The organism is Xenorhabdus miraniensis (assembly GCF_002632615.1).
In genome coordinates this window covers 103694-126823 of the sequence record NZ_NITZ01000007.1, presented here as the reverse complement: position 1 = coordinate 126823, position 23130 = coordinate 103694, and the positions used below count along the sequence as shown (strand labels likewise).

Sequence of the window (23130 nt, the reverse complement as noted above, 5' to 3'; positions counted from 1 at the left end):
CAACGCCGCAAAAATTGCGGCGTTGTGCTTATGAGTTGTATTCCTGCATTAGCAATTAGAAGTCCATCAATTCGGCTTCTTTATTTGCCAGTGCTTCATCAACCTTCTTAATGAAGCTATCAGTCAGTTTCTGAATATCATCTTGTGAACGACGCTCTTCATCTTCACTGATTTCTTTATCTTTCAGCAATGCTTTGACCTTATCATTAGCATCACGACGAATATTACGGATAGAAACACGACCCTGCTCCGCTTCGCCACGAACAACCTTAATGAGATCCTTACGGCGTTCTTCTGTCAGTGGTGGCAGTGGGACACGGATAATGGTTCCGGCAGAAGATGGGTTCAGACCCAGATCAGAAGCCATAATTGCTTTTTCAATAGCCGCAGTCATAGAACGGTCAAATACGGTGATCGCTAAAGTACGTGCATCTTCTGCAACGACGTTTGCAATCTGACGCAGTGGAGTCGCAGCGCCATAATATTCAACGCTGATTCCATCCAACAGACTAGGAGAAGCACGGCCAGTACGAACCTTGCTGATTTGGTTTTTCAGTGCTTCGACGCTTTTTTCCATGCGGTCTTGTGCGTCTTTTTTGATTTCATTAATCACGTTACAAACCCTTGGGAGATGTTATTTTTTAGGCCAAATGCGTAATGAGCAAATATCGCATCAAATACGCTAATGAATAAGTGGCCCTGTGTCATTAAATTTGGCGCATCAGGTCGCTGATCATACCGTCAAACTTCATCGGTGTCTCTGAGCATGAATTATGAAAATCAGTTGTTAGAAATCAGCGTACCTTCATTTTCCCCCATCACAACACGACGAAGTGCGCCTGGTTTGTTCATATTAAAAACACGAATTGGCAGGTTATGGTCACGAGCCAACGTAAAGGCCGCCAGATCCATCACTTTCAATTCACGCTCTAATACTTCCTGATATGCCAGCTCGTGGTAGAGTTCTGCTTCAGGATCTTTCTCAGGATCAGCGGAATAAACGCCATCAACTTTGGTTGCTTTTAACACAACATCCGCTTCAATTTCAATGCCACGCAGACATGCAGCGGAATCAGTTGTAAAGAACGGGTTACCAGTTCCCGCAGAGAAAATAACAACGCGACCGTGACGCAGTAAGCTGATCGCCTCAGCCCAGCTATAGTTGTCACACACACCATTCAATGGAATGGCAGACATCAAACGAGCGTTCACATAGGCGCGGTGCAACGCATCACGCATCGCCAAGCCGTTCATCACGGTCGCCAACATGCCCATGTGATCGCCTACTACACGGTTCATACCTGCTTGTGCCAAGCCTGCGCCACGAAACAGGTTACCTCCTCCAATAACGACACCGACCTGAATACCCAGCTCAACCAGTTCTTTGATTTCCTGAGCCATGCGGTCTAAGACTCTAGCGTCGATACCAAAACCTTCTTCGCCTTGCAGGGCTTCTCCACTGAGCTTAAGCAGGATTCTCTGATATACGGGTTTTGCATTGGTTGCCATGGTGTTCAGTCCTAAGCAGATAAGGATTATTGAGGATTTATTACGGTTTATTCAATTACTACACATCCACGCACTATTCAGCCCAGATGTAAAAAACTCATGTCGAGATAAAACAGAACCGCCAATCGGCGGCTCCGTTTAAGAAAATTAAGACTGTTTACTCATTGCAGCAACTTCTGCTGCGAAATCAGCTTCAACTTTCTCAATACCTTCACCAACTTCGAAGCGGATGAAGTTGATTACTTTAGCATTGTTTTCTTTCAGCAGATCGCCAACAGATTTGCTTGGATCCATCACGAAGTTCTGACCAGTCAGAGAGATTTCGCCGGTGAATTTGTTCATACGGCCAGAAACCATTTTCTCTGCGATTTCGCGAGGCTTACCAGACTGCATTGCGATGTCCAACTGGATCTGGTGTTCACGCTCAACAACGTCAGCAGGAACGTCAGTTGGGTTTACATATTCTGGTTTGCTTGCAGCAACGTGCATTGCGATGTGCTTGATCAGCTCTTCGCTTGCGCCTTCAGCAGCAACCAGAACACCAATGCGAGCACCGTGCAGGTAAGAACCTACAGCTTCGCCTTCCAGAATTTCAACACGACGGATGTTGATGTTTTCACCGATTTTCGCTACCAGAGTAGCACGCTGTTCTTCGAACTTCGCTTTCAGAGCTTCGATGTCAGCGTTTTTGTCAGCCATAACGGAAGCAATAACTTCTTTACCAAACGCCAGGAAGCCTGCGTCTTTAGCAACGAAGTCAGTTTCACAGTTCAATTCAACGATACCTGCGAATTTAGCATCAGCAGCAACTTCAACCAGGATAACACCTTCAGCAGCAACACGGCCTGCTTTCTTAGCCGCTTTTGCCTGACCTGATTTACGCATGTTATCGATAGCCAGTTCGATATCACCATTTGCTTCAACCAGTGCTTTTTTACATTCCATCATGCCTGCGCCAGTACGCTCACGCAGTTCTTTTACCAGAGCAGCGGTAATGTCAGCCATTTGTTTTATTCCTCGATGTGTCTCGCGGGAAGATAATATTCCGCGGGGATAGTTCTATATCAGATATGTAAAGGGGGCCGTGACAGGCCCCCTAACCAATATATTTCAATACCTGGTCAATAAGGGCTCAAGAATTGAGCATGCCTTATTATTCAGCGTCTACAAGACCTTCTTCAGCCTGAACAGCCAGATCTTGAGAACGACCTTCACGAACAGCGGTAGCTGCAGCGGTCAGGTACAGTTTTACTGCACGGATTGCGTCGTCGTTACCAGGAATGATGAAATCAACGCCATCTGGATCAGAGTTGGTATCAACGATAGCGAATACTGGGATACCCAGGTTGTTGGCTTCTTTGATAGCGATGTGTTCATGTTCAGCATCGATAACGAACAGAGCATCAGGCAGGCCGCCCATGTCTTTGATACCACCCAGGCTGTTTTCCAGTTTGCCAAGCTCACGAGTACGCATCAGCGCTTCTTTCTTGGTCAGCTTGTCAAAAGTACCGTCCTGAGACTGAACTTCCAGATCTTTCAAACGCTTGATTGACTGACGAACAGTTTTCCAGTTAGTCAGCATACCACCTAACCAACGGTGGTTAACGAAGTATTGGTCACAGCTCAGTGCTGCTTCTTTTACTGCTTCGCTAGCAGCACGCTTGGTGCCAACAAACAGAATTTTACCTTTACGGGAAGCGATTTTGTTCAGCTCTGCCAGTGCATCGTTGAACATTGGAACAGTTTTTTCCAGATTGATGATATGAACTTTGTTACGAGCACCAAAGATGAAAGGTTTCATTTTTGGGTTCCAGTAACGAGTCTGGTGACCGAAGTGAACGCCCGCTTGCAGCATATCGCGCATGGAAACAGTTGCCATTTTAGACCTCTATAAAGTTAATTGGGGTTATGCCTCCACAGATCCCATGACACCGACTCTTTGACTGCGGATGATTCATATCAATGAATTAACCGCATTAGAGCACCCCGGTGTATGTGCCGATCCGTGTGTGTTATTTACACATAATGAGTTTATTTAGTATCCCTGCGAACTGCATCACATCAGAAACAATTACACAGAATACCGGCGCGCTTTATACCACAAACCGCCACCATACTCCAACATTTGTTATTGCTTTCTGGTAGTCTGTCAGCCAACAGTTATTGGCAGACATTCGGTGGGCTGATACCATTACTGACAATATTTTTCCTTAGTTAATATCAAGTGGTCGGCAATTTTCCGACTTAAATGGACCCATTTCATGGCTATTTCTATCAAAACAGAAGAAGACATTCAGAAGATGCGTGTTGCCGGACGTCTGGCAGCCGAAGTTCTGGAAATGATTGAGCCTTACATCAAGGCTGGTGTCACCACAGGTGAACTTGATCGTATTTGTCACGAACATATCACCGGGAAGCAACAAGCTATCTCAGCTTGTCTGGGCTATCACGGTTTTCCTAAATCCGTGTGTATCTCCGTCAATGACGTGGTTTGTCATGGCATTCCAAGCGATGACAAGGTGCTGAAAGAAGGCGATATCGTCAATATTGATGTGACTGTTATCAAAGAAGAGTTCCACGGTGATACTTCCAAAATGTTCATCGTTGGTAAACCAACCATTCAAGGTGAACGCCTGTGCCGTGTGACACAGGAAAGCCTGTATCTTGCCCTGAAAATGGTTAAGCCGGGTATTCGCCTGCGTAGCATCGGTAAAGCCATTCAGCAGTTTGTGGAAGGTCATGATTACTCTGTTGTCCGCGAATACTGCGGCCACGGTATCGGTAGGGTCTTCCACGAAGAACCTCACGTTCTGCATTATGATGCCGATGATGGTGGCGTCGTCCTGCAAAAAGGCATGGCATTCACCATCGAGCCGATGGTAAATGCAGGTGATTTCCGCATCCGTACCATGAAAGATGGCTGGACAGTGAAGACCAAAGATCGTGGCTGGTCTGCACAGTATGAGCATACGATTGTCGTTACCGACAATGGCTGTGAAATCATGACATGGCGAAAAGAAGAAGAGTCCCATATCTCTGCGGTACTGGTGAACGCATAAAAGCCTTGATGCCAGGTATCCCCCTAATTAATGAAGCTCCTGCTCACTCCGCAGGGACTTCATTCTCTGGCAATAATCCCTGTTCATCTCACGTGTTTCTCAGTAATCTGGTCATTATGGTTTGTTTCCTCATGAGCTTTCTCATAATAGGTTTCCGCATATGCCAGCCGATATTTCCTTAGCACAAGCGCCCATTCCGCCCATTTCTCCTGTGGAGTTTTCCCACAACGATCTGCAACTTCCTGCCCTGAAACAACATATTGATGAATTTCAGCTATGGCTTGAACAGGCATTTAAGGCGGGCATTTCGCCGAACGCACTGATTTATGCTCGCAGTGACTATATTGATCAGCTTTTAAAACGATTATGGCAGGAACAGGGATTTGACCAGATAGCCTCCCTTTCTCTGATTGCAGTAGGTGGCTACGGTCGCCGCGAGTTGCACCCTCTTTCCGATATTGATCTACTGATTCTCAGTGAATCTCCATTGAGTGAAGAACAATCCGCTCATATCGGAAAATTTATTACTTTACTCTGGGATATTCGTCTGGAAGTGGGCCACAGTGTCAGAACGTTCGAAGAGTGTAAACAAAAAGGGCTTGCCGATCTGACTATTGCCACAAACCTCATTGAAGCCCGTTTAATTGATGGGGACTTACCTCTATTTCTGCGCTTGCAGAAATATATTTTCAGTGATGATTTCTGGCCATCAGCCCGATTTTTCTCAGCTAAGCTCACTGAGCAACAAGAACGTCATCAGCGTTATCACGGCACCAGTTACAATCTGGAACCTGATATCAAAAGTAGCCCGGGTGGATTACGCGATATTCACACGTTACTCTGGGTTGCTCACCGCCATTTTGGGGCAAAATCGTTAGATGAAATGGTTGGTTTTGGCTTCCTGACTCAGGAAGAGCGCAACGAATTGAACGAATGCCAGAATTTTCTCTGGCGTATCCGTTTTGCACTGCATTTGGTCGTTACCCGCTATGATAATCGACTGTTGTTTGAACGTCAGGTCAGCGTCGCCCAATTGCTTGGCTATGAAGGTGAACGCAATCAGCCTGTCGAACGGATGATGAAAGATTTCTATCGCATGACCCGTCGTGTCAGTGAACTGAATAACATGCTGCTGCAACTGTTTGATGAGGCCATTCTGGCATTGCAGCCCAATGAAAAACCGCGTCCCTTGAACGCTGAGTTTCAGCTACGAGGAAACCTCATCGATTTAATTGATGAAACACTGTTTAGCCGTGATCCCACGTCAATTTTGAAAATGTTTTATCACATGGCTGAACATCGTGAAATCAAAGGTATCTATTCCACAACATTGCGCCAGCTTCGCTATGCCCGTAGAAACCTGACAACCCCCTTGTGTGATTTGCCCGAAGCACGAAAGATTTTCATGGATATTCTACGCCATCCCCGTGCAGTCGGAAGCGCCCTGCTCCCGATGCACCGGCATAGCGTGCTAGGCGCTTACATGCCGCATTGGAGCAACATTGTCGGCCAGATGCAATTTGACCTTTTTCATGCGTATACAGTTGACGAACATACCATTCGGGTACTGCAAAAACTGGAAAGCTTTGCTGACGAAAACAACCGCGTGATCCACCCCCTATGTGTCGAGCTTTACCCACGCCTTCTTCAGCCAGAACTCTTGCGGCTGGCGGCTTTTTTCCACGATATCGCCAAAGGGCGCAATGGCGACCATTCTGAACTTGGGGCCAAAGATGCTTACTTATTCGCACAACAGCATGGCCTGACAAACCGCGAAGCAGAATTAGTGGAATGGCTGGTTCGCGACCATTTGCTGATGTCAGTCACTGCCCAGCGGCGGGATATTCAAGATCCTGAGGTTATCCAGCAATTTGCCAGTGTGGTCAAAAATCAAAATCGCTTAAATCATTTGGTCTGCCTGACCGTTGCTGATATCTGCGCGACGAATGCCAAACTTTGGAATAGTTGGAAGCAAAGCTTGATACGTGAACTCTATTTCGCCACTGAAGCCCAATTGCGCCAAGGCATTCAGAATACGCCTGATTTACGGGAGCGTGTCCGTAACAACCGATTACAGGCATTAGCTCTGCTGCGGCAAGAAAATATTGACGAAGAACGATTACATTATATCTGGGGCCGCTGCCATGCCGATTATTTTTTACGTCACAGTCCCGATCAATTAGCCTGGCATGCCAGCCATCTTATCCACCCTTTCTCTGCGGAACCAATGGTTCTGATCAGCACCGCTTTTTCTCACGGCGGCACAGAAATTTTTATTTGGTGCCAAGACAGGCCTTCTCTCTTCGCTGCCGTTGTCGGGGAATTGGACCGGCGCAATTTAAGTGTTCATGATGCCCAAATCTTCACTAATCGTGATGGGATGGCGATGGATACATTTATCGTTTTGGAACCTAATGGTCATCCATTGTCTCTTGATCGCCACGAACCTATCCGTCGAGCCTTACTGAAAGTCGTGAATGATCCTCATCCTAAAGTACCAAAAGCGCGTAGCCTGCCTTCTAAATTACGTCATTTCAATGTGCCAACCAAAGTGAGTTTTTTGCCAACAAAAAATGTTCGTCGCTCCTATATGGAATTAATTGCGTTAGATCAGCCCGGATTATTGGCACGGGTAGGCAATATTTTCGCTGAATTGGGTGTTTCCTTACATGGTGCGCGCATTACTACTATTGGTGAACAAGTTGAAGATTTTTTTGTACTGGCAGATAAAGATCAAAACGCATTACATAAAAAAATCAGGGATGAATTATCAGAAAGGTTGACAGAAGCCCTCAACACACGGGATAAACTATAGCAAAATTCTCTTAACAGAAATTAGGAACCGCATAATTATGCAGCAATTACAAGCTACTATCGAAAGTGCGTTTGAAAATCGCGTAAACATCACACCCGCTACCGTTGATGGAACGACGCGTGATGCTATTAATCAAGTCATCCAGATGCTCGATAACGGCAAACTGCGCGTCGCTGAAAAGATCGATGGGCAATGGGTCACTCACCAATGGCTGAAAAAAGCCGTGTTGCTCTCCTTCCGCATTAATGACAACCAAGTCATGGAAGGCGCTGAAAGCCGCTATTTCGACAAAGTACCCATGAAATTTGCTGATTATGATCAGGCTCGTTTCGAAAAAGAAGGATTCCGTGTCGTCCCTCCTGCGGCTGTCCGTCAGGGTGCATATATCGCCCGTAACACTGTGTTAATGCCATCTTACGTCAACCTTGGTGCTTATGTGGATGAAGGTACGATGGTAGATACTTGGGCAACTGTCGGTTCTTGTGCACAGATCGGCAAAAATGTTCATTTATCTGGCGGCGTTGGTATTGGTGGTGTGTTGGAACCATTACAAGCCAATCCGACCATCATTGAAGATAACTGTTTTATCGGCGCCCGTTCTGAAATCGTGGAAGGCGTTATCGTGGAAGAAGGCTCTGTGATCTCAATGGGTGTCTACATCGGTCAGAGCACTAAAATCTATGATCGCGAGACCGGCGAAATTCATTATGGCCGCGTACCAGCAGGCTCTGTTGTAGTCTCCGGTAATTTGCCTTCGAAAGATGGCAGCTACAGCCTGTATTGCGCCGTTATCGTGAAAAAGGTTGATGCCAAAACGCGTGGCAAAGTGGGTATTAATGAATTACTGAGAAATATTGACTAAATATTAAAAATAGCAGCAAGCCTCCTTATAGCGGGTGGTTTGCTGCTGCGGTCTGAAAAAAGTCGGAACTTATTCAATCTCAGGCAGCTTTTTTACCTTTTGAGCAGGCTTTCATAATTCTTTCGGTAACATCCTGTTCAATCTTTATTTCAAAATCGGTAAATAAAGCAATTGGTTTGACATTTTTTCCATTTTTTTCCAACCGAACAAAACCATGCCGATTAAGTGTTTTTAACGTAGTTGATAAATTGCTAGGTTTTCTCCCCGAAAGCCCGGAAAGTTCGGCTATGGTCTCTGGCTTCTGCTCATCCATCATACGAAGTAAAGCGATATTATTTTCACTCAACACCTGAGCCAGCGCTATCATGGAGGTAAACCAGACCTTGGGTTCATCTGAAAGTGGTTTATATTCCCCTTTGGCTATTGCCAATATACGTTTACGAATGAGTTCTTCATTCATTACGCCGATGAGTGCTTTCATTTTACTAACCTCTAGATTCTCTCTCAGCTATGACCTCGTCAATTTTAGCAAAAAAGTCTTCAATTAATTGATAAGGTGACATGAACTCGTGTGGTACTCCTTTATCATGCGAGTTTCTGTGCATATGATCGTATACTATACGACCCTTATATTTCCCACCAATAACCATCATCCCTATTAACTCATTGGCAATGAAGATCTAGTAAGATCTCTAGTCCATGTTCATAATCCACGATCAAGGCCCCGTCATTATTATGAGCTGATCATATGTATATTTATGGGGAGTTTCAAGCGACATCATTGCGCTAATTTTTGTGTAGCTCCCCTCAATCGCCATTAACCGATTGACTTTTAACAATTACGAAATGGATAATAAATCCACTATTTCTTTTGCCTTTTCCATTTCATTTAGGTGACTAGGTGACGCGCTATGTACGATAATTTGAAAAGTTTGGGGATCACGCATCCTGAAGATATTGATCGCTATAGCCTCCGTCAGGAAGCTAACAACGACATTCTGAAGATTTATTTCCGCAAGGACAAAGGCGAGTTCTTCGCCAAGAGCGTTAAATTTAAGTACCCACGCCAGTTGAAAACCATCTCTGACGATCATTCCGGGCAAGGTTACAAAGAAGTCAAAGAGATCAACACCAACCTGCGTTATGTGATCGAAGAGCTGGATCAAATTTGCAGACGTGACCAGATCGAAGTGGATTTGAAACACAAAATCCTCGACGACTTACGTCATCTTGAGCATGTTGTTGCCAATAAGATTGCAGAAATCGAAGCAGATTTGGAAAAGCTGACCCGTAAATAATCACGTCAGCAATGTCACAACACCGCTTATCCTCTTGCATTTCAAGCCAAGGTAAAGGTATAAGCGGTGTGACAACGCATTTTTCTACAGCAAAGTTCCCCACTCCTCAATCCAGTTCTGGGCGAAGACCTCAGGTTCAACTACCTCAATAGCATCAATCAGCAGCATATCCCCGATTCGTTTGGCTCCCTGCTCCTGTAACAATTTATCAAAGGTACGACCACCACCACAGAAAGTGTCGTAACTGCTGTCACCCAGCGCAATTACGCCATAACGCAAATCGGGCTGATAGCCCAACTTATCATTCAACTCTACATAAAGCGGCTGGATATTATCAGGCAGATCGCCTTGCCCTGTCGTCGAAGTGACAACTAAAACAATTTGTTGCAGATACTCTCGCCATTGCGCTAAGGTTGCATCTTCAAAGATCTCAACCTCATGCCCTTGCTGCCTGAGGATCTGCTGTGCTTCTTCCGCAACTGCCAGCGCATTGCCATAAACTGTACCAACGAAAATACCAATCTTTGCCATAGATATTGATCTCTTTAATCGGTTTGATACTACGTTCATTTATGAGTCGTTAAACATTTATGAGTAGCTAAACATTCCAAATCAGGCACCATACCCTGCCAGCCAAATTGTTCAAGCAAATGCTGCCACGATAGATCCCACCGGGCGGTTAAAAGAAGATCTTCTCCTGTCACGGGATGCTTGAGCCGAAGGTGGCTGGCATGCAGCATTAATCTGCCAATCTGATAATATTTAGCAACTCCTCGATTTTGCCGCAAATCGCCGTGCGTGGTATCCCCGATGATGGGATGCCGAATATGTGCCATATGACGTCGCAATTGATGCTTACGACCTGTTTTGGGCATCAGCTCCAACAGGCTGAAACGTGATGTCGGGTAACGCCCTATTTCAACCGGACACTCAACTTTTGCCAATGAACGGTAATGCGTAATTGCTGACTGTGCTTCCCGGTCTGGATCAGCAAATTTATCCGCAATTTTGTCCAACTGTTCCATTAAGGCGTAGTCGATAATATCATCACCTTCAACATAACCCCGCACAACAGCATGATACGTTTTTTGTATATCGTGGAATTCAAATTGTTGTGCAAGTGTTCTGGCCACTTCACTTGAAAGCGCCATTAATAAGACACCAGATGTCGGCCTGTCCAAACGATGGACAGGAAAAACATGCTGCCCTATTTGATCGCGCAGCGTCTGCATCACAAAAACAGTTTCATGGCGCGCCAGCCAACTGCGATGGACTAACCAACCCGCAGGCTTATTAACTGCAACAAGATGTTCGTCCTGATAAATAATATCCAGCATATCAAATGTCCTGCATAAACAGGTTGTCCAATGCTCGCAAGTGTTCAAGTAAAGGTAAATAACGTTCTGTTTCTTCTTTATAAACTTCCTCAAAATACGGGGCGATCGAAAATGCCGTCGGCAAGTTGGCTTTTTGTTCTATTAAGGCGCGCATTCTTGGAATTAATACCCATTGTAGCCACTCTTCCGCTGACATCGTATCAATGGAAAAAGGCTCGGTACTTTCAAAAGATTCTGGTTTAGGAGGATAATTCTGCCATAAGCCTACCGCTTTCATGGTGACTTCAATGGACTGTAATTGATTTAGAATTTGTTTCTCGATACTCATGATTTTTCGTCTGATGCTTAGCTGTGGCTCAGATGACAAAAGCTGCCACCATGTCATTAGAACATAAGAGTATCATTGATACGATTTCAGCGGAAAACTTGCGATAGGATAAAATGAAACAATGACCACCCCTTCAAGAGATGGTTTAAGGATGATAAAAAAAGAGGAGAGATAAAATCCCTCCTCTTAATTTATCTGTCATAGCAATCCTGCTAAATCAATCGCTTCCTGCTCATTCCCTGACAAAAATACTTCCTTGTCTGTCATCCTTTACTTAATCGTTGTACTGCTCAATTATTATACTGATAGTATCCGGCGATAATGGCATTTGGCGATCCTGCCTCTACCTGACCTTCCCTGAACCATCTTCCCGATGGGTTTATTCCCTGGTTATTGTTTTGCTGTGATCCCTTACGGAACAGTAAAAGGATCTATGATTTGGGCGGTTGGAACAAGCAACCGAACAGGAACCGTCAGTACGATGGTAAAAAGGATACTGCTGTCACATTCTGTATGATATTGATATAAAATAGAAATAATTTCACGCGCTAATATTCACTTTGTGATTAAAAGAAATATCTCACGCACCATGTGAGATATCTCTTACAAAAGATCAAACTAATATCTGCAAGTGACTGCACACATCTGCAACTAACTGCACACAACGGGATTGATAACTGAAAGGAAACTTGCCAGATTTGCAGATAACATTGTCCTCTCGTTACTGCCAAACTGCTCCAGAATCACCTGGCCGGTCAGATTACATACAGAAATCAGCCCCATATCAGAATCAGTCGTGCCAATAAATACGGTTGGTGAGAGCTTTAACCGCTTCTGTGTGACAAGATGACCAATTAGGTTTTCCTGTAACCGAATAAAATCATCTTCACTCCATACCTGAATCAAACTGAAATTCTGCCCTTCAAAACTGGCCGTCATATCACCCGCAAGTTGCGTCACATAGTAATCATGGATAGCACTTTGCAAACAAATATCCAGCGCTGTTTCGACCTTCTGGAGTTTTTCCCGGACAGAAAACGGCTGGGGAAGCCAATGCACTACACCATCTCCGGTACGTTCAATACAGGGTGAAGGTATGCCATACAGATCACTGCTGGCTGGCGGAAAACCTGTCTTCTCTTGCCACAATTCAACATAGCGTTGGGTGAAGCCAGAGAGAGCTTCTGTCACATTAGCTTCTGTCACATTAAAGGTCATATGATTATATCATCCATCATTTTCAGGTTTATAATGTTATCCTACTTATTCCTATACGTTTTTTAGCAAAATAACAACCGAAGAGTGATGTTACCATTGTTATGAAAGTTACCATTGTTATGAAAAAGTGTTGATATGACTTCCTTCATCTGAATACCTGTCATCTATTCCAATAAATGCTAAAAATGAGATCATTTTCGTATCTGACCTATAAAACTTTCTATTATCCTCATCATTAACCCATATTATTTAATTTCAACAAAATTTATGTTTTCTGAATTTCTTCACAAGTCTGAAATTTAAAGCATTTAATGACGACTATATGTCATCCATATCGCATCAAGTACATATCAGAGATAAAATAAATATTAACAGATGATCCCCACTGCCTAAAGGCGGAATGACCTTTTAATGTTCATAGTAAATAATCCCGTAATAAACGGATTTAGTTTTAAATTCATATTAAAGAACCCAAAACTCACAAAATAAAAATTAAGGTGACAAATAATGACCACATCAGATATAAATCGACAAGATGAAAATTACTTACAAGATAACATTATTACTGAGCCAGAATATCACTTGCCTCATTTTCCTGACCATATTATCTGGAAAAATTTAAACTTTAAAAATTGGTCAGGAGAAGTTCAGGCTCACAATGTACCATGCTGTATACCTCGTTCTGCTGAAGAGGTTATTTCAGTCGTCAATTGGGCATGGAAGGAAAATTATAAGCTAAGAATTGTCGGACAATCTCATAATTGGTCACCATTGATCCTGGAATCAGGGCAAAGCTTCAAAAATCGTATTATGTTGATGGATCTCTCTGAGCATTTTACTCACGTCAATATCGAACACCGTTCCCAATTTTCTATCGTAACCGCACAAACGGGTATATTGATGGAAACACTAATGACTCAAATGGAGGATCAAAATCTTGGTTTCACCGCAACACCAGCTCCCGGTGATTTAACATTAGGGGGCGTTCTCGCGATAGGCGGGCATGGAACTGCCATTAAAGCAGTGGACGAAACGCCACTTCCCGGGCACACATATGGCTCTCTGAGTAACACAATATTGTCCCTGTCTGCTGTTGTGTGGGATGCAGAAAACCAGCAATATACTATCAAGCATTTTGAGCGAAGTGATCCAAATTGTGCACCACTATTAACTCACTTAGGTTGTTCCCTGATTTTAGAAGTCCAGTTTCAGTCTGGTAAAAATCAACGCTTACGCTGCCAAAGCTTCACTAATATCTCAGCGGCGGAATTATTTGCCGATGCCGAATTTCCAGAAAGCAATCGAACTTTTAGTCATTTTCTAAATAAAAGCGGTCGGGCTGAGATTATTTTATTTCCTTTCACAAACCTCCCATGGTTAAAAGTCTGGAGTGTGGCACCAACCAAACCGGCTGCCAGCGTTGAGGTTAAAACACCCTATAACTATCCATTTTCCGATAATATCTCACCAGCCATATCGAATATCGTGGATGACATTCTTTCCGGTTTCCCTGCAATAACGCCTCTGGTCGGTGAGATGCAATATCAACTGGCAAATACCGCTTTACAAGGCCATGGAAAAGATATTTGGGGTTGGAGTAAAAACCTATTGCTGTATGTGAAACCCACAACACTGCGTGTTACAGCAAATGGCTATGCGGTATTAACGCGCCGTGCTGATATCCAGCGCGTTTTGAATGAATTTTATACCGAATGGCAAAAATTAATGCGTGAATTTGCAAATCAGGGGCGATATCCCATCAATGGCCCTATTGAAATCAGAGTCACTGGATTAGATGATCCTGCCGACGTCCTACATGAAAAGGCGGTTGTTCCCAGTTTATCTGCAATCCGTCCCCGTTTAGATCAGCCTGAATGGGATGTTGCAGTCTGGCTCGATATATTGACCTTTCCAAACACACCTTATGCCATTGAATTTTGCCGCCAATTTGAACAGTGGCTATTTAAAGAATTTGAGGGTTCTTATGCCTCAGCCCGTGTTGAATGGAGTAAAGGTTGGGCTTATGGCACCAACGTTGCGTGGGAAGATAAAGAAGTTTTAACCAAAATAATTCCAGCTTCATTCACTGATGGATTGCCTGCCGATAACAATTGGGTTTCAACAATTTCTGCATTGAAGAAATACGATCCACATCACATATTCAGATCGCCATTATTAGATAAATTACTTTCTGAATAAAGGCATCTTAACAAATAGTAGATATATTTTTATATCTACTATATCCATAGGCTTTCAAATTATAATTTCGTTAGTTACACGATGCTTCACAATGACATGGCAACCACATCATGAATTATGCTTTCTGGGATTTAACTTCCTTATCATCATGCCGCATCTGAAATCCATTGGGTATGACCATAAAAGTATGGAGAAAAAAAAGAGAAACCCTGCCAGAACGATATAAACGTCATTTGATTACCCGCACAATTGATGGTAAGTCACGAGACTACAGTACATCTATTGAAGAAAAAAGGCTTAGCCTTGCAGAAGCAGCGCTAAAATGGCTCGATGAGTACGGAGAATAATGCACAATAAAAATACGACCATTCAGGATTCCTTGATAAACTACGGTCTACCTCAAACATAATGATTTACCAATTTTAAGGAATCTTAATGTCTTTATATCAGGATAATCAGGCACTCGCTCAACTCACGTTAGGTAAACCCACTCCCTACCGCGACAACTACGATCCGACTTTACTGCAAGCGGTTCCCCGCAGCATGAACCGTGAACCGCTTGGACTATTCCCTGAAAGTATTCCTTTTCATGGTGCCGATATCTGGACGATGTACGAACTTTCCTGGCTCAACGCACGCGGTGTTCCTCAAGTTGCTATTGGTCATGTCAGTCTGGATGCCACCAGCGAAAACCTTATCGAATCAAAAAGCTTTAAGCTTTATTTGAATAGTTTTAACCAAACCCGCTTTGCTGATTGGGAAACCGTACAAAAAACGCTGCAACAGGATTTATCTGCGTGTGCCAATGGCAATATCGACGTTGTCTTACATCCCCTCCACAACTTCAGTCAGCAGCCAATTGCCGAATTTACAGGAAAATGTATCGATAATCAGGATATTGAAATTGATGATTATCAGTTCAGTCGCGATTATCTTAACAATGCAGCCATTGGCCCTATTGTTGAAGAAACTTTAGTGAGTCATTTGCTAAAATCAAACTGCCTGATCACTAATCAGCCAGACTGGGGATCTGTCATGATCCACTATAAAGGCGCCAGAATCGATCAGGAAAAGTTATTGCGCTACTTAGTTTCTTTCCGCCATCACAATGAATTTCATGAACAATGTGTCGAGCGTATTTTCAATGACTTAATGACATTATGCGTGCCTGAAAAACTCACTGTTTATGCACGTTATACCCGCCGGGGAGGGTTGGATATCAATCCGTGGCGCAGTAACGAAGAATTTACTCCAGCAATAGGAAGGTTAGCCCGTCAATAATCAAATCAATTTGATTAGCAATGGGTAACCAGACTGCTGGATGAAATCAGTTATACCCAATAAATTTCAGGTTGCTGTGACGGCAAATAAGCTAATTCCCCAGAAACTGAGATAACTGTCATAAGGTAACATCATGTTATTTCGTTATATCGCTGGAAGGAGTGGACGCAATAAAGCAGCAATTTGAAAGATAGAGGGTATAAATCATTATTGAGGAACCCCTATAAGGGGTAAAAGGAGTCATTCTTGATTACACATGTCAATCCATTGGGATCGATGGATTTACTCTCTCAGCTTGAAGTAGATACGCTTAAGCGTACCGCAAGTAGTGATTTATACCGCCTTTTTCGTAACTGTTCACTGGCGGTTCTTAATTCTGGAAGCCAAACCGATAACAGTAAAGAATTGCTGTCAAAATATGAAGATTTTGATATCAACGTACTGCGCAGAGAACGCGGCGTAAAGCTGGAGTTAGTCAATCCACCGGAAGACGCTTTTGTTGATGGTAAAATCATCCGTTCCCTGCAAGCAAATCTGTTCGCAGTGTTAAGGGATATTTTGTTCGTTCACGCGCAAATTACCAATGCACAGAAAGCTCACAATTTAAATATGGAAAATGGTACACATATTACCAGCACCATTTTCTCCATCCTGCGCAACGCTAACGCCCTGCATATCTCAGAAGATCCGAATATGATTGTTTGTTGGGGCGGTCATTCCATCAATGAAAAAGAGTATTTATATGGGCGCAAGGTAGGGAATGAGCTGGGGTTACGCGAACTGAATATCTGTACAGGTTGTGGCCCGGGAGCAATGGAAGCCCCAATGAAAGGCGCTGCGGTAGGGCATGCCCAGCAGAATTATAAAAACAGTCGGTTCGTCGGTATTACAGAGCCTTCAATTATCGCGGCAGAACCTCCCAACCCGTTGGTGAATGAGCTGATTATCATGCCTGACATCGAAAAACGTCTGGAAGCCTTTGTCCGTATTGCTCACGGTATTATTATCTTCCCCGGCGGCGTGGGTACGGCAGAAGAACTGCTGTATTTGCTGGCTATCCTGATGAATCCTGAAAATAAAGATCAGGTTCTGCCACTGGTCTTAACAGGCCCCAAAGAGAGTGCCGATTACTTCCACGCGTTAGATGAGTTTATCGTTAATACTTTGGGAAAACAGGCTCGTCACTACTACCGCATTATTATGGATGCACCATCAGAAGTCGCACGTATAATGAAAAGGGCGATGCCAAACGTCAAAGAGAATCGCCGTTCTACCGGAGATGCTTACAGCTTCAACTGGTCATTGAAAATCAGCCCTGATTTACAATCTCCATTCAATCCAGCCCATGACAACATGGCTAACCTGAATTTATATCCAAATCAACCACCTGAGAAACTTGCGTCAGCATTGCGATGCGCATTTTCTGGCATTGTGGCAGGTAATGTAAAAGAAGTGGGTATTCATGCCATAGAGAAATACGGGGCATTCAAGATCCACGGTGATGCTGACATTATGCACTGTATGGATAACTTGCTAGAAGATTTTGTGGAGCAAGATCGCATGAAACTTCCGGGAGGTACTGCTTATGAGCCGTGTTATGAGATAATCAAATAAATCACAGATACCTTTTCTCTTCACGATTCAATGAGGCTAGTGCCAAGGAATAAAATCCAAGGATGGAATATAACGACCATGATACATCTTTTAATTGTAGACGCCCTAAATCTGATTCGACGCATCCATGCGGTACAGGGAAGCCCTTGCGTTCCTGCCTGCGAACATGCGTTAAAGCAATTAATCACCCACGCATCCCCGACTCATGCCGTTGCCGTATTTGATGAAGATGATCGCAAACATAGCTGGCGCCATCAACTTTTCCCTGACTACAAAGCAGGGCGTTCTGCTATGCCAGAAAACTTACAACAGGAGATGCCGCTGATTAAGCAGGCATTCAATGAACTTGGCGTAGCTTGCTGGCATGCAGAAGGACATGAGGCGGATGATTTGGCCGCAACATTGGCGACTAAAGTCGCCAATACCGGTCATCATGTCACAATTGTTTCAACAGATAAGGGCTATTGCCAGCTTCTTTCTCCCAATATTCAAATCCGTGATTACTTCCAAAAACGCTGGCTGGACTTACCGTTCGTTCAGCAAGAATTCGGCGTTTCCCCTGACCAACTTCCTGATTATTGGGGGCTGGCAGGTATCAGTAGCAGTAAAATCCCCGGCGTTCAGGGCATTGGCCCGAAGACAGCCGCCACCCTGCTACAACAAGCCGGTTCGCTGGATAATTTATTCCAGAATCTGGAAGCCCAACCAGATAAATGGCGAAAAAAATTAGAAGCTCATAAAGAAATAGCTTATATCAGCCGGGAAGTCGCTTCATTAAAAACCGATCTATCACTACAAGGAAATTTGCAGCAACTCAGGCTGATTTATGTCGAATAAATCTCAAATCGCAGAGAAGAATAACCGTCTAAGAAAGTGAGCCGGAAAAACCAGTCATCTTGCGACTTGAAAAACAATATGTATAAACTGAATTAGAGAATAAAATCTGATTCAGTTAATTCTTTTATCCCTATAAATACTAACATAAACATATCAGAGACCATTCCTTTCCCTAACTTAATATATAAACTTGTTGAATTGTATATACTCTGGTATATAAAATAGGCATCTCCTGGCTGACCAAAATTGTGACGCTCAACAAATTTCACTTTTCCTGTTCCACCAAAATCAAAACCTGATAAATCGACTTTATCTTTACCTGATTCAAAATCAAGAATGGTATCGTAACTGCTATCTATTGATTGATTACCAGACAAATAAACGAATGTGTTTTTTCCCGTTCCTCCCCTTATCGTTCCTCCTCCAAAGCCACTATATAAAATATTATTGCCCGCAGTGCCTTCCAAATTTTTTGGAACATTATTACCTATAATGATATCGTTACCACGACCACCAATAGCCTCATGAATAGTACAACCGCGGGCGATAGAGACATTGCCTTTCAATCCACCAACATCAGAAAAAGCCCCCTCATTCAAATTGATAACCTGATCCTGCACAAAACCAGAAAAGTCAAACCTATTAACCTCTATTTCTTTGCCTGAAATAATATTAGGAGGACAGGCACAAAATATCAATTTACTCTCTTTGTGTAATGCAGTTTCATAATCCAAACCGGTATTAGAATTAAAACCATATACAATATAAGTAGGATAATTACTACTGTTAAGACCATATAACTTTTGAACAGCAGAAATATCATTCATTACAGGGCAAGATGGGTATAAATCCTCAAAATCCTGCCCAGTATAAGATGAATTAAAATAACTCATAACAGTATAAGCGAAACTATCCTCAAAATGAGAAGCACTCTTCTCATAATTGGGTTTCTCTTTATCACCGGCATCATATGGAGACGGGTGGATCAGACTCAATTGATGCCCAATTTCGTGAACAAACGCCTTTCGTATATTTCTATTGACTTCAAGAAATTTTTTATCAGAAAATTTGTCATTATTCATATTAAACCATGAATGGGATTTATAATTTCCTTTAGTAGGTAATTTAGTAAATGGATTAAGATCTGCTTTTTTTATATTTTTACTATAAAAACAAACGACAAGATCAGCTTTATCATAATCATAAACTTCGGTAAAAGAGATATTAGCAACACGACTCCAAGATTCATAGGATTTATCCAAAGCTTCCTTAATATCCATATCAATGGTCGCAAGTTCTGCAACCTTGGCTTTCTCCATAGCTTTTTTAACCGCAGGTTCTTTCGCAAATTTAGACTTTGATGTTAATATACAATATTTGAATTGTACAGGCTCGTTAGGTAGCGTCTCTTTTTTCTTATTCTTCCAAATAAAATTCTTTCTCAAAATTTTCTCATATGATTTATCACCATATATTGGTTTTTTATATTTATTAATATTTTTATTTTTACTTGGATTGTAATAATCCAAATATTTTTTTATTTGTTTAACCGCATAAGAATATAAAACCTCATTCTCATTAATTTCTTTTTTCGACAAGGACATCCCGACCTCCTTAAAAAGGCATCAACCTGAAATAAAAGACGGAAATCAATTGCTGACATATAATAAACACATCAACCACAATATAAAGTTTAGTTCAAATTCCTGTGAAAAGAGATCATTTTACATATCGTTTAACATTTATTTAAACTTATCCCTCTCTTAATCAGATAAGCTAAACAATCCCATTAAATTATTTTATAAAAATAAAAAACAGCATAGCTTTATAATAAAGTACGCTGTTTTCTCTTATCTGTTATTTAATGGAAATTTCAAAAAATCATTTAAATCGGTTTCTGCATAAAATCAGATCAACCAAAATAATCAGCAATTAACTTAATATGTTCACCATTTAATTGCCCCGACTCATTCAGCAATCCAATCCACGCTTTCATATAGTCATATTTAGCCTGAGACAGTTCACGACGCGCAGTATAGAGTTGTTGCTCAGCATTGAGCACATCGACATTCACTCGCTGCCCCAAAGCAACGCTTTTTTGCGTCGCTTTCACCTGTAATTCAGCCGCTTCTACCGCGGTTTCATAGACTCGTATCCGCTTCTCACCATTAACATAGGCATTATAATTGCGGCGCAGTGCATTCAGGATTTCGCCTGCCTGTGCATCCATCTCATATTTAGTCTTGCCATAATTTGCCGCCGATTGACGTACTGCCGCCGCCGTTCCGCCGCCATTATAAAGATTCATGGAAACACGCAAGCCAATAGAATCTGTCCGGTATTTTTGGTCAATACTGTTATCGCTACTGGACTTATTTTCGCTATGAGAAGCATACAACTCAAGTTTTGGCAGGTATCCCGCACGATTGCGGTTAATGTCATGATACGCCACATCAACTTTCTGCCGGGCTGCCGCCAATTGAGGGTTCTGGCTTAATGCCTGCTGTTCCCAATCAGCATAACGCCCGATATCCCGTTTGATGGCTTTGAACTGTGGTGCGTCGGACAAGCGATTAACCGGTAAACCGGCGGGCAACGGTACACCAACTAATAGCTGCAAGTCACGGATTGCGGCATCCAGCTCATCCTGCACCATCAATTCATCGGCCAGTACCTGGCTGTAACGTGTTTGCGTTTCTGCCACATCGGTGCGAGTGCCCTCGCCAGAGGAAAACAATTTCTGATTGCGTTCCAGTTGCTCTTCATAGGCAGTCCTCTGCCGGGCGACTTGCTCCAGCCGATCCTGTGCATAGGCTACAGCCACATAGCTGTTCACTACCCTGACCGCCAATTGCTGGCTATCCGCCCGAAAGCGGGCATCACTCATCAGCGTATAAGCCTGACGGGTTCGATAACGCGCCCACGCTTCAAAATCAATCAGCGGCTGGGTCAAAATAATCGCACCGCTATAGCTGTCATACTTCCGGTCACGGCTTTCGCTAACCTTCCGACCACGCATATCTACAGAATGAGATTCCATTTTCTGCCAGTTTTGCGGTGAATTCTGATAGCTAATCAATACCTTGGGCAGCAATTCTGCCAGCCCAAGATTTTTCTCTTCCTGCCCTGCTTCCTGCTCTTTGATGGCGGCCTGAAATGTTGGATCATGCTGCAATGCCAGAGCATAAGTTTCCGTCAAAGAAAGGGCTTTCGCGGAACCGGAAGCTGACATCACCAACAATGCCGTTAAAAACATTTCCCTCAAAAACATTGCCCTTAAAAACATTGCCCTTAAAAACATTGCCCTCAAAAACATTCGCCTTAAAAACAGAGGCAATAGCAAAGTACGTTTATTGGCAAAACCGCAATACCTCAACATCTCCATTACTCCTCAATCAGCGATGTAGACGCCCTATCCACCAGTGGCTTGAACAGATAGCTCAACAGAGAGCGCGATCCCGTTTTGACGAACACCTCAACCGGCATCCCCGGCTTGATATTCAGTCCTGCCAATTTCTCCATTCCCTCAGGGGTCACTTTCAATCGCATCTGGTAATAAGGTTCCCTTGTTACTCCATCCACTAACCGGTCAGCAGAAACCACTGCCAGCTTAGCCGTCACTTTCGGCGTCCGGTTTTGGTTGAACGCAGTAAACATCAAATCAACATCCTGACCTACAGCCACCTTATCAATCAAATGCACCATCAAGCGCGCTTCCACTTCCAAGGTACTCTGAGCAGGGAGGATCTCCATCAATTTCTCACCGGAAGCCACCACACCGCCTTGGGTAAATACGTTCAACCCCACCACTGAACCATCGACCGGAGCCGTAATTGAGGTATGAGACAAATCAAACTGGGCCGTTTCCAGCTTATTGCCTAATTCATTAGCCAACACCTGCACATCCGACAATTGGCTGCGTACTTCACGTTGGTAATCAGCCTGACGCTGAATAATTCGCTGTTGCGTTTCCTGCCGCTGCTTTTCAAGCTGACCAATTCGCCCAGACATCTCGGCCACACTGCCACTTAACTCACTTTGGTTACGCAGTAATTCCAGATACTGGTTACGGGGAAAATAGCCTTCCTCTGTTAAAGGTTGCAGGTTAGTCACTTGCTCCTTGAGTGAAGCCTGCTGTTGTCGCTTGCTTATTAAGGCTTCTCGTAATCCTTTGATTTGGAAATTCAGCCCTTCCTCAGTCTGTTGCATGCCTGCCAAGTCACTTCGCAACATCTCACGGCGTGACAGAAAGAGCTGTTTCTGCAATGCCAGAATATCCTGAACGCGCGGCTCCGATTGCTGACTCAATAATGTGGATGGAAAGACAATGGCATCCTGTCCTTGTTGTTCGGCCAACAGTCGGGCTTCCGTTGCCAAAGTGGTATAAAGTTGCTGTTTCAGAGAATCAATCTGCGCATTAACCTGCACTTGGCTGAGCTGAACCAAAACCTGCCCGGCCTTGACTTGCTCACCCTCTTTCACCTGAATTTGCCTGATAATACCATTCACCGGGGACTGTACCGTTTTTCGGTTTCCATCCACGACAACCGTCCCTGAAGAAGCCACCCCTTTATCGAGTGGCGCAAACGCGGCCCAGATTAAAAAGCCCAGAATGCCAATGCCAATAACCAACCAGCCTATTCGCAGGTAACGATTCGCATCCAGCGGCAATAATTCTGACGCCTCATTTTGGGCATCCTTTGCATTGGTCTGATAGGACATCTTTACTCCCAGATAGCAATATCCCAAGAATTTAAATATGGCTGAATCATG

General features: G+C 43.5%; 21 protein-coding genes. 9 read left to right on the top strand and 12 right to left on the bottom strand.

The features are described from left to right. Nucleotides 1-55 precede the first annotated feature (55 nt). The 4 genes from frr to rpsB all read right to left on the bottom strand — a co-directional run bounded on the left by frr (nucleotide 56) and on the right by rpsB (nucleotide 3388). Nucleotides 56-613: a ribosome recycling factor gene (frr, locus tag Xmir_RS08970; RefSeq protein ID WP_099114044.1), complete on the bottom strand. Its 558-nt coding sequence runs from the start codon at nucleotides 611-613 to the stop codon at nucleotides 56-58. Between the two features lie 167 nt (nucleotides 614-780). Next, nucleotides 781-1509, bottom strand: coding sequence for a UMP kinase (pyrH, locus tag Xmir_RS08965; protein ID WP_099114043.1), 729 nt, complete (start codon nucleotides 1507-1509; stop codon nucleotides 781-783). Between the two features lie 147 nt (nucleotides 1510-1656). Further along, the gene (tsf, locus tag Xmir_RS08960; RefSeq protein ID WP_099114042.1) at nucleotides 1657-2514 is read right to left on the bottom strand and encodes a translation elongation factor Ts; all 858 of its coding nucleotides are present in this window, start codon (nucleotides 2512-2514) and stop codon (nucleotides 1657-1659) included. Nucleotides 2515-2662: 148 nt separating this feature from the next. Then, nucleotides 2663-3388 carry a 30S ribosomal protein S2 gene (gene rpsB, locus Xmir_RS08955; protein WP_099114041.1) on the bottom strand — a complete coding sequence of 242 codons (726 nt, stop codon included), beginning with the start codon at nucleotides 3386-3388 and terminating at the stop codon, nucleotides 2663-2665. Between the two features lie 382 nt (nucleotides 3389-3770). Between rpsB and map the strand changes: the two genes are divergently transcribed. The 3 genes from map to dapD all read left to right on the top strand — a co-directional run bounded on the left by map (nucleotide 3771) and on the right by dapD (nucleotide 8245). Beyond that, entirely contained in the window at nucleotides 3771-4568 is a 798-nt protein-coding gene (map, locus tag Xmir_RS08950; protein ID WP_099114040.1) for a type I methionyl aminopeptidase, read from the top strand. 160 nt (nucleotides 4569-4728) lie between these two features. Then, nucleotides 4729-7383 (top strand): bifunctional uridylyltransferase/uridylyl-removing protein GlnD, encoded by a 2655-nt coding sequence (glnD, locus tag Xmir_RS08945; protein WP_099114039.1) that lies wholly within the window; start codon nucleotides 4729-4731, stop codon nucleotides 7381-7383. A gap of 37 nt (nucleotides 7384-7420) precedes the next feature. Further along, complete coding sequence (gene dapD, locus Xmir_RS08940; RefSeq protein ID WP_099114038.1) at nucleotides 7421-8245, top strand: 2,3,4,5-tetrahydropyridine-2,6-dicarboxylate N-succinyltransferase; 825 nt, start codon at nucleotides 7421-7423, stop codon at nucleotides 8243-8245. A gap of 79 nt (nucleotides 8246-8324) precedes the next feature. On the opposite strand, the gene Xmir_RS08935 is transcribed toward dapD, so the two are convergent. After that, a complete protein-coding gene (locus Xmir_RS08935; protein WP_099114037.1) occupies nucleotides 8325-8726 on the bottom strand; it encodes an HVO_A0114 family putative DNA-binding protein in 402 nt (133 codons plus the stop codon). 430 nt (nucleotides 8727-9156) lie between these two features. On the opposite strand from Xmir_RS08935, the gene Xmir_RS08925 reads away from it, so the two are divergent. After that, nucleotides 9157-9543 (top strand): DUF3461 family protein, encoded by a 387-nt coding sequence (locus Xmir_RS08925; RefSeq protein WP_099114036.1) that lies wholly within the window; start codon nucleotides 9157-9159, stop codon nucleotides 9541-9543. 84 nt (nucleotides 9544-9627) lie between these two features. Here the strand turns inward: Xmir_RS08925 and Xmir_RS08920 are convergent, their stop codons facing one another. From Xmir_RS08920 to syd, 4 genes are all read right to left on the bottom strand, one after another. Beyond that, entirely contained in the window at nucleotides 9628-10074 is a 447-nt protein-coding gene (locus Xmir_RS08920) for a flavodoxin (RefSeq protein WP_099114035.1), read from the bottom strand. Nucleotides 10075-10109: 35 nt separating this feature from the next. After that, on the bottom strand, nucleotides 10110-10880 hold the full coding sequence (truC, locus tag Xmir_RS08915) for a tRNA pseudouridine(65) synthase TruC (RefSeq protein WP_099114034.1): 771 nt from the start codon (nucleotides 10878-10880) through the stop codon (nucleotides 10110-10112). A 1-nt stretch (nucleotide 10881) separates the two neighbouring features. After that, nucleotides 10882-11208: a YqcC family protein gene (locus Xmir_RS08910; RefSeq protein ID WP_099114033.1), complete on the bottom strand. Its 327-nt coding sequence runs from the start codon at nucleotides 11206-11208 to the stop codon at nucleotides 10882-10884. 651 nt (nucleotides 11209-11859) lie between these two features. Further along, nucleotides 11860-12426 carry a SecY-interacting protein gene (gene syd / locus Xmir_RS08905; protein WP_099114032.1) on the bottom strand — a complete coding sequence of 189 codons (567 nt, stop codon included), beginning with the start codon at nucleotides 12424-12426 and terminating at the stop codon, nucleotides 11860-11862. A gap of 507 nt (nucleotides 12427-12933) precedes the next feature. Between syd and Xmir_RS08900 the strand changes: the two genes are divergently transcribed. The 5 genes from Xmir_RS08900 (at nucleotide 12934) to xni (ending at nucleotide 18357) form a co-directional block, all read left to right on the top strand. After that, complete coding sequence (locus tag Xmir_RS08900) at nucleotides 12934-14625, top strand: cholesterol oxidase substrate-binding domain-containing protein (RefSeq protein ID WP_099114031.1); 1692 nt, start codon at nucleotides 12934-12936, stop codon at nucleotides 14623-14625. A 173-nt stretch (nucleotides 14626-14798) separates the two neighbouring features. After that, nucleotides 14799-14972, top strand: coding sequence for a YopJ family acetyltransferase (locus Xmir_RS24495; protein WP_167385959.1), 174 nt, complete (start codon nucleotides 14799-14801; stop codon nucleotides 14970-14972). A gap of 88 nt (nucleotides 14973-15060) precedes the next feature. Next, nucleotides 15061-15906, top strand: a complete 846-nt coding sequence (queF, locus tag Xmir_RS08895) for an NADPH-dependent 7-cyano-7-deazaguanine reductase QueF (RefSeq protein WP_099114030.1) — start codon at nucleotides 15061-15063, stop codon at nucleotides 15904-15906. 246 nt (nucleotides 15907-16152) lie between these two features. After that, on the top strand, nucleotides 16153-17520 hold the full coding sequence (gene ppnN / locus Xmir_RS08890; RefSeq protein ID WP_099114029.1) for a nucleotide 5'-monophosphate nucleosidase PpnN: 1368 nt from the start codon (nucleotides 16153-16155) through the stop codon (nucleotides 17518-17520). Between the two features lie 78 nt (nucleotides 17521-17598). Continuing rightward, nucleotides 17599-18357 carry a flap endonuclease Xni gene (gene xni, locus Xmir_RS08885; RefSeq protein ID WP_099114028.1) on the top strand — a complete coding sequence of 253 codons (759 nt, stop codon included), beginning with the start codon at nucleotides 17599-17601 and terminating at the stop codon, nucleotides 18355-18357. Nucleotides 18358-18449: 92 nt separating this feature from the next. On the opposite strand, the gene Xmir_RS08880 is transcribed toward xni, so the two are convergent. From Xmir_RS08880 to Xmir_RS08870, 3 genes are all read right to left on the bottom strand, one after another. Further along, complete coding sequence (locus Xmir_RS08880) at nucleotides 18450-19961, bottom strand: M10 family metallopeptidase C-terminal domain-containing protein (RefSeq protein ID WP_099114027.1); 1512 nt, start codon at nucleotides 19959-19961, stop codon at nucleotides 18450-18452. Nucleotides 19962-20269: 308 nt separating this feature from the next. After that, the gene (locus Xmir_RS08875) at nucleotides 20270-21736 is read right to left on the bottom strand and encodes a TolC family outer membrane protein (RefSeq protein ID WP_099114113.1); all 1467 of its coding nucleotides are present in this window, start codon (nucleotides 21734-21736) and stop codon (nucleotides 20270-20272) included. Between the two features lie 5 nt (nucleotides 21737-21741). Next, nucleotides 21742-23079 carry an HlyD family type I secretion periplasmic adaptor subunit gene (locus Xmir_RS08870; protein ID WP_099114026.1) on the bottom strand — a complete coding sequence of 446 codons (1338 nt, stop codon included), beginning with the start codon at nucleotides 23077-23079 and terminating at the stop codon, nucleotides 21742-21744. Nucleotides 23080-23130: the final 51 nt, after the last annotated feature.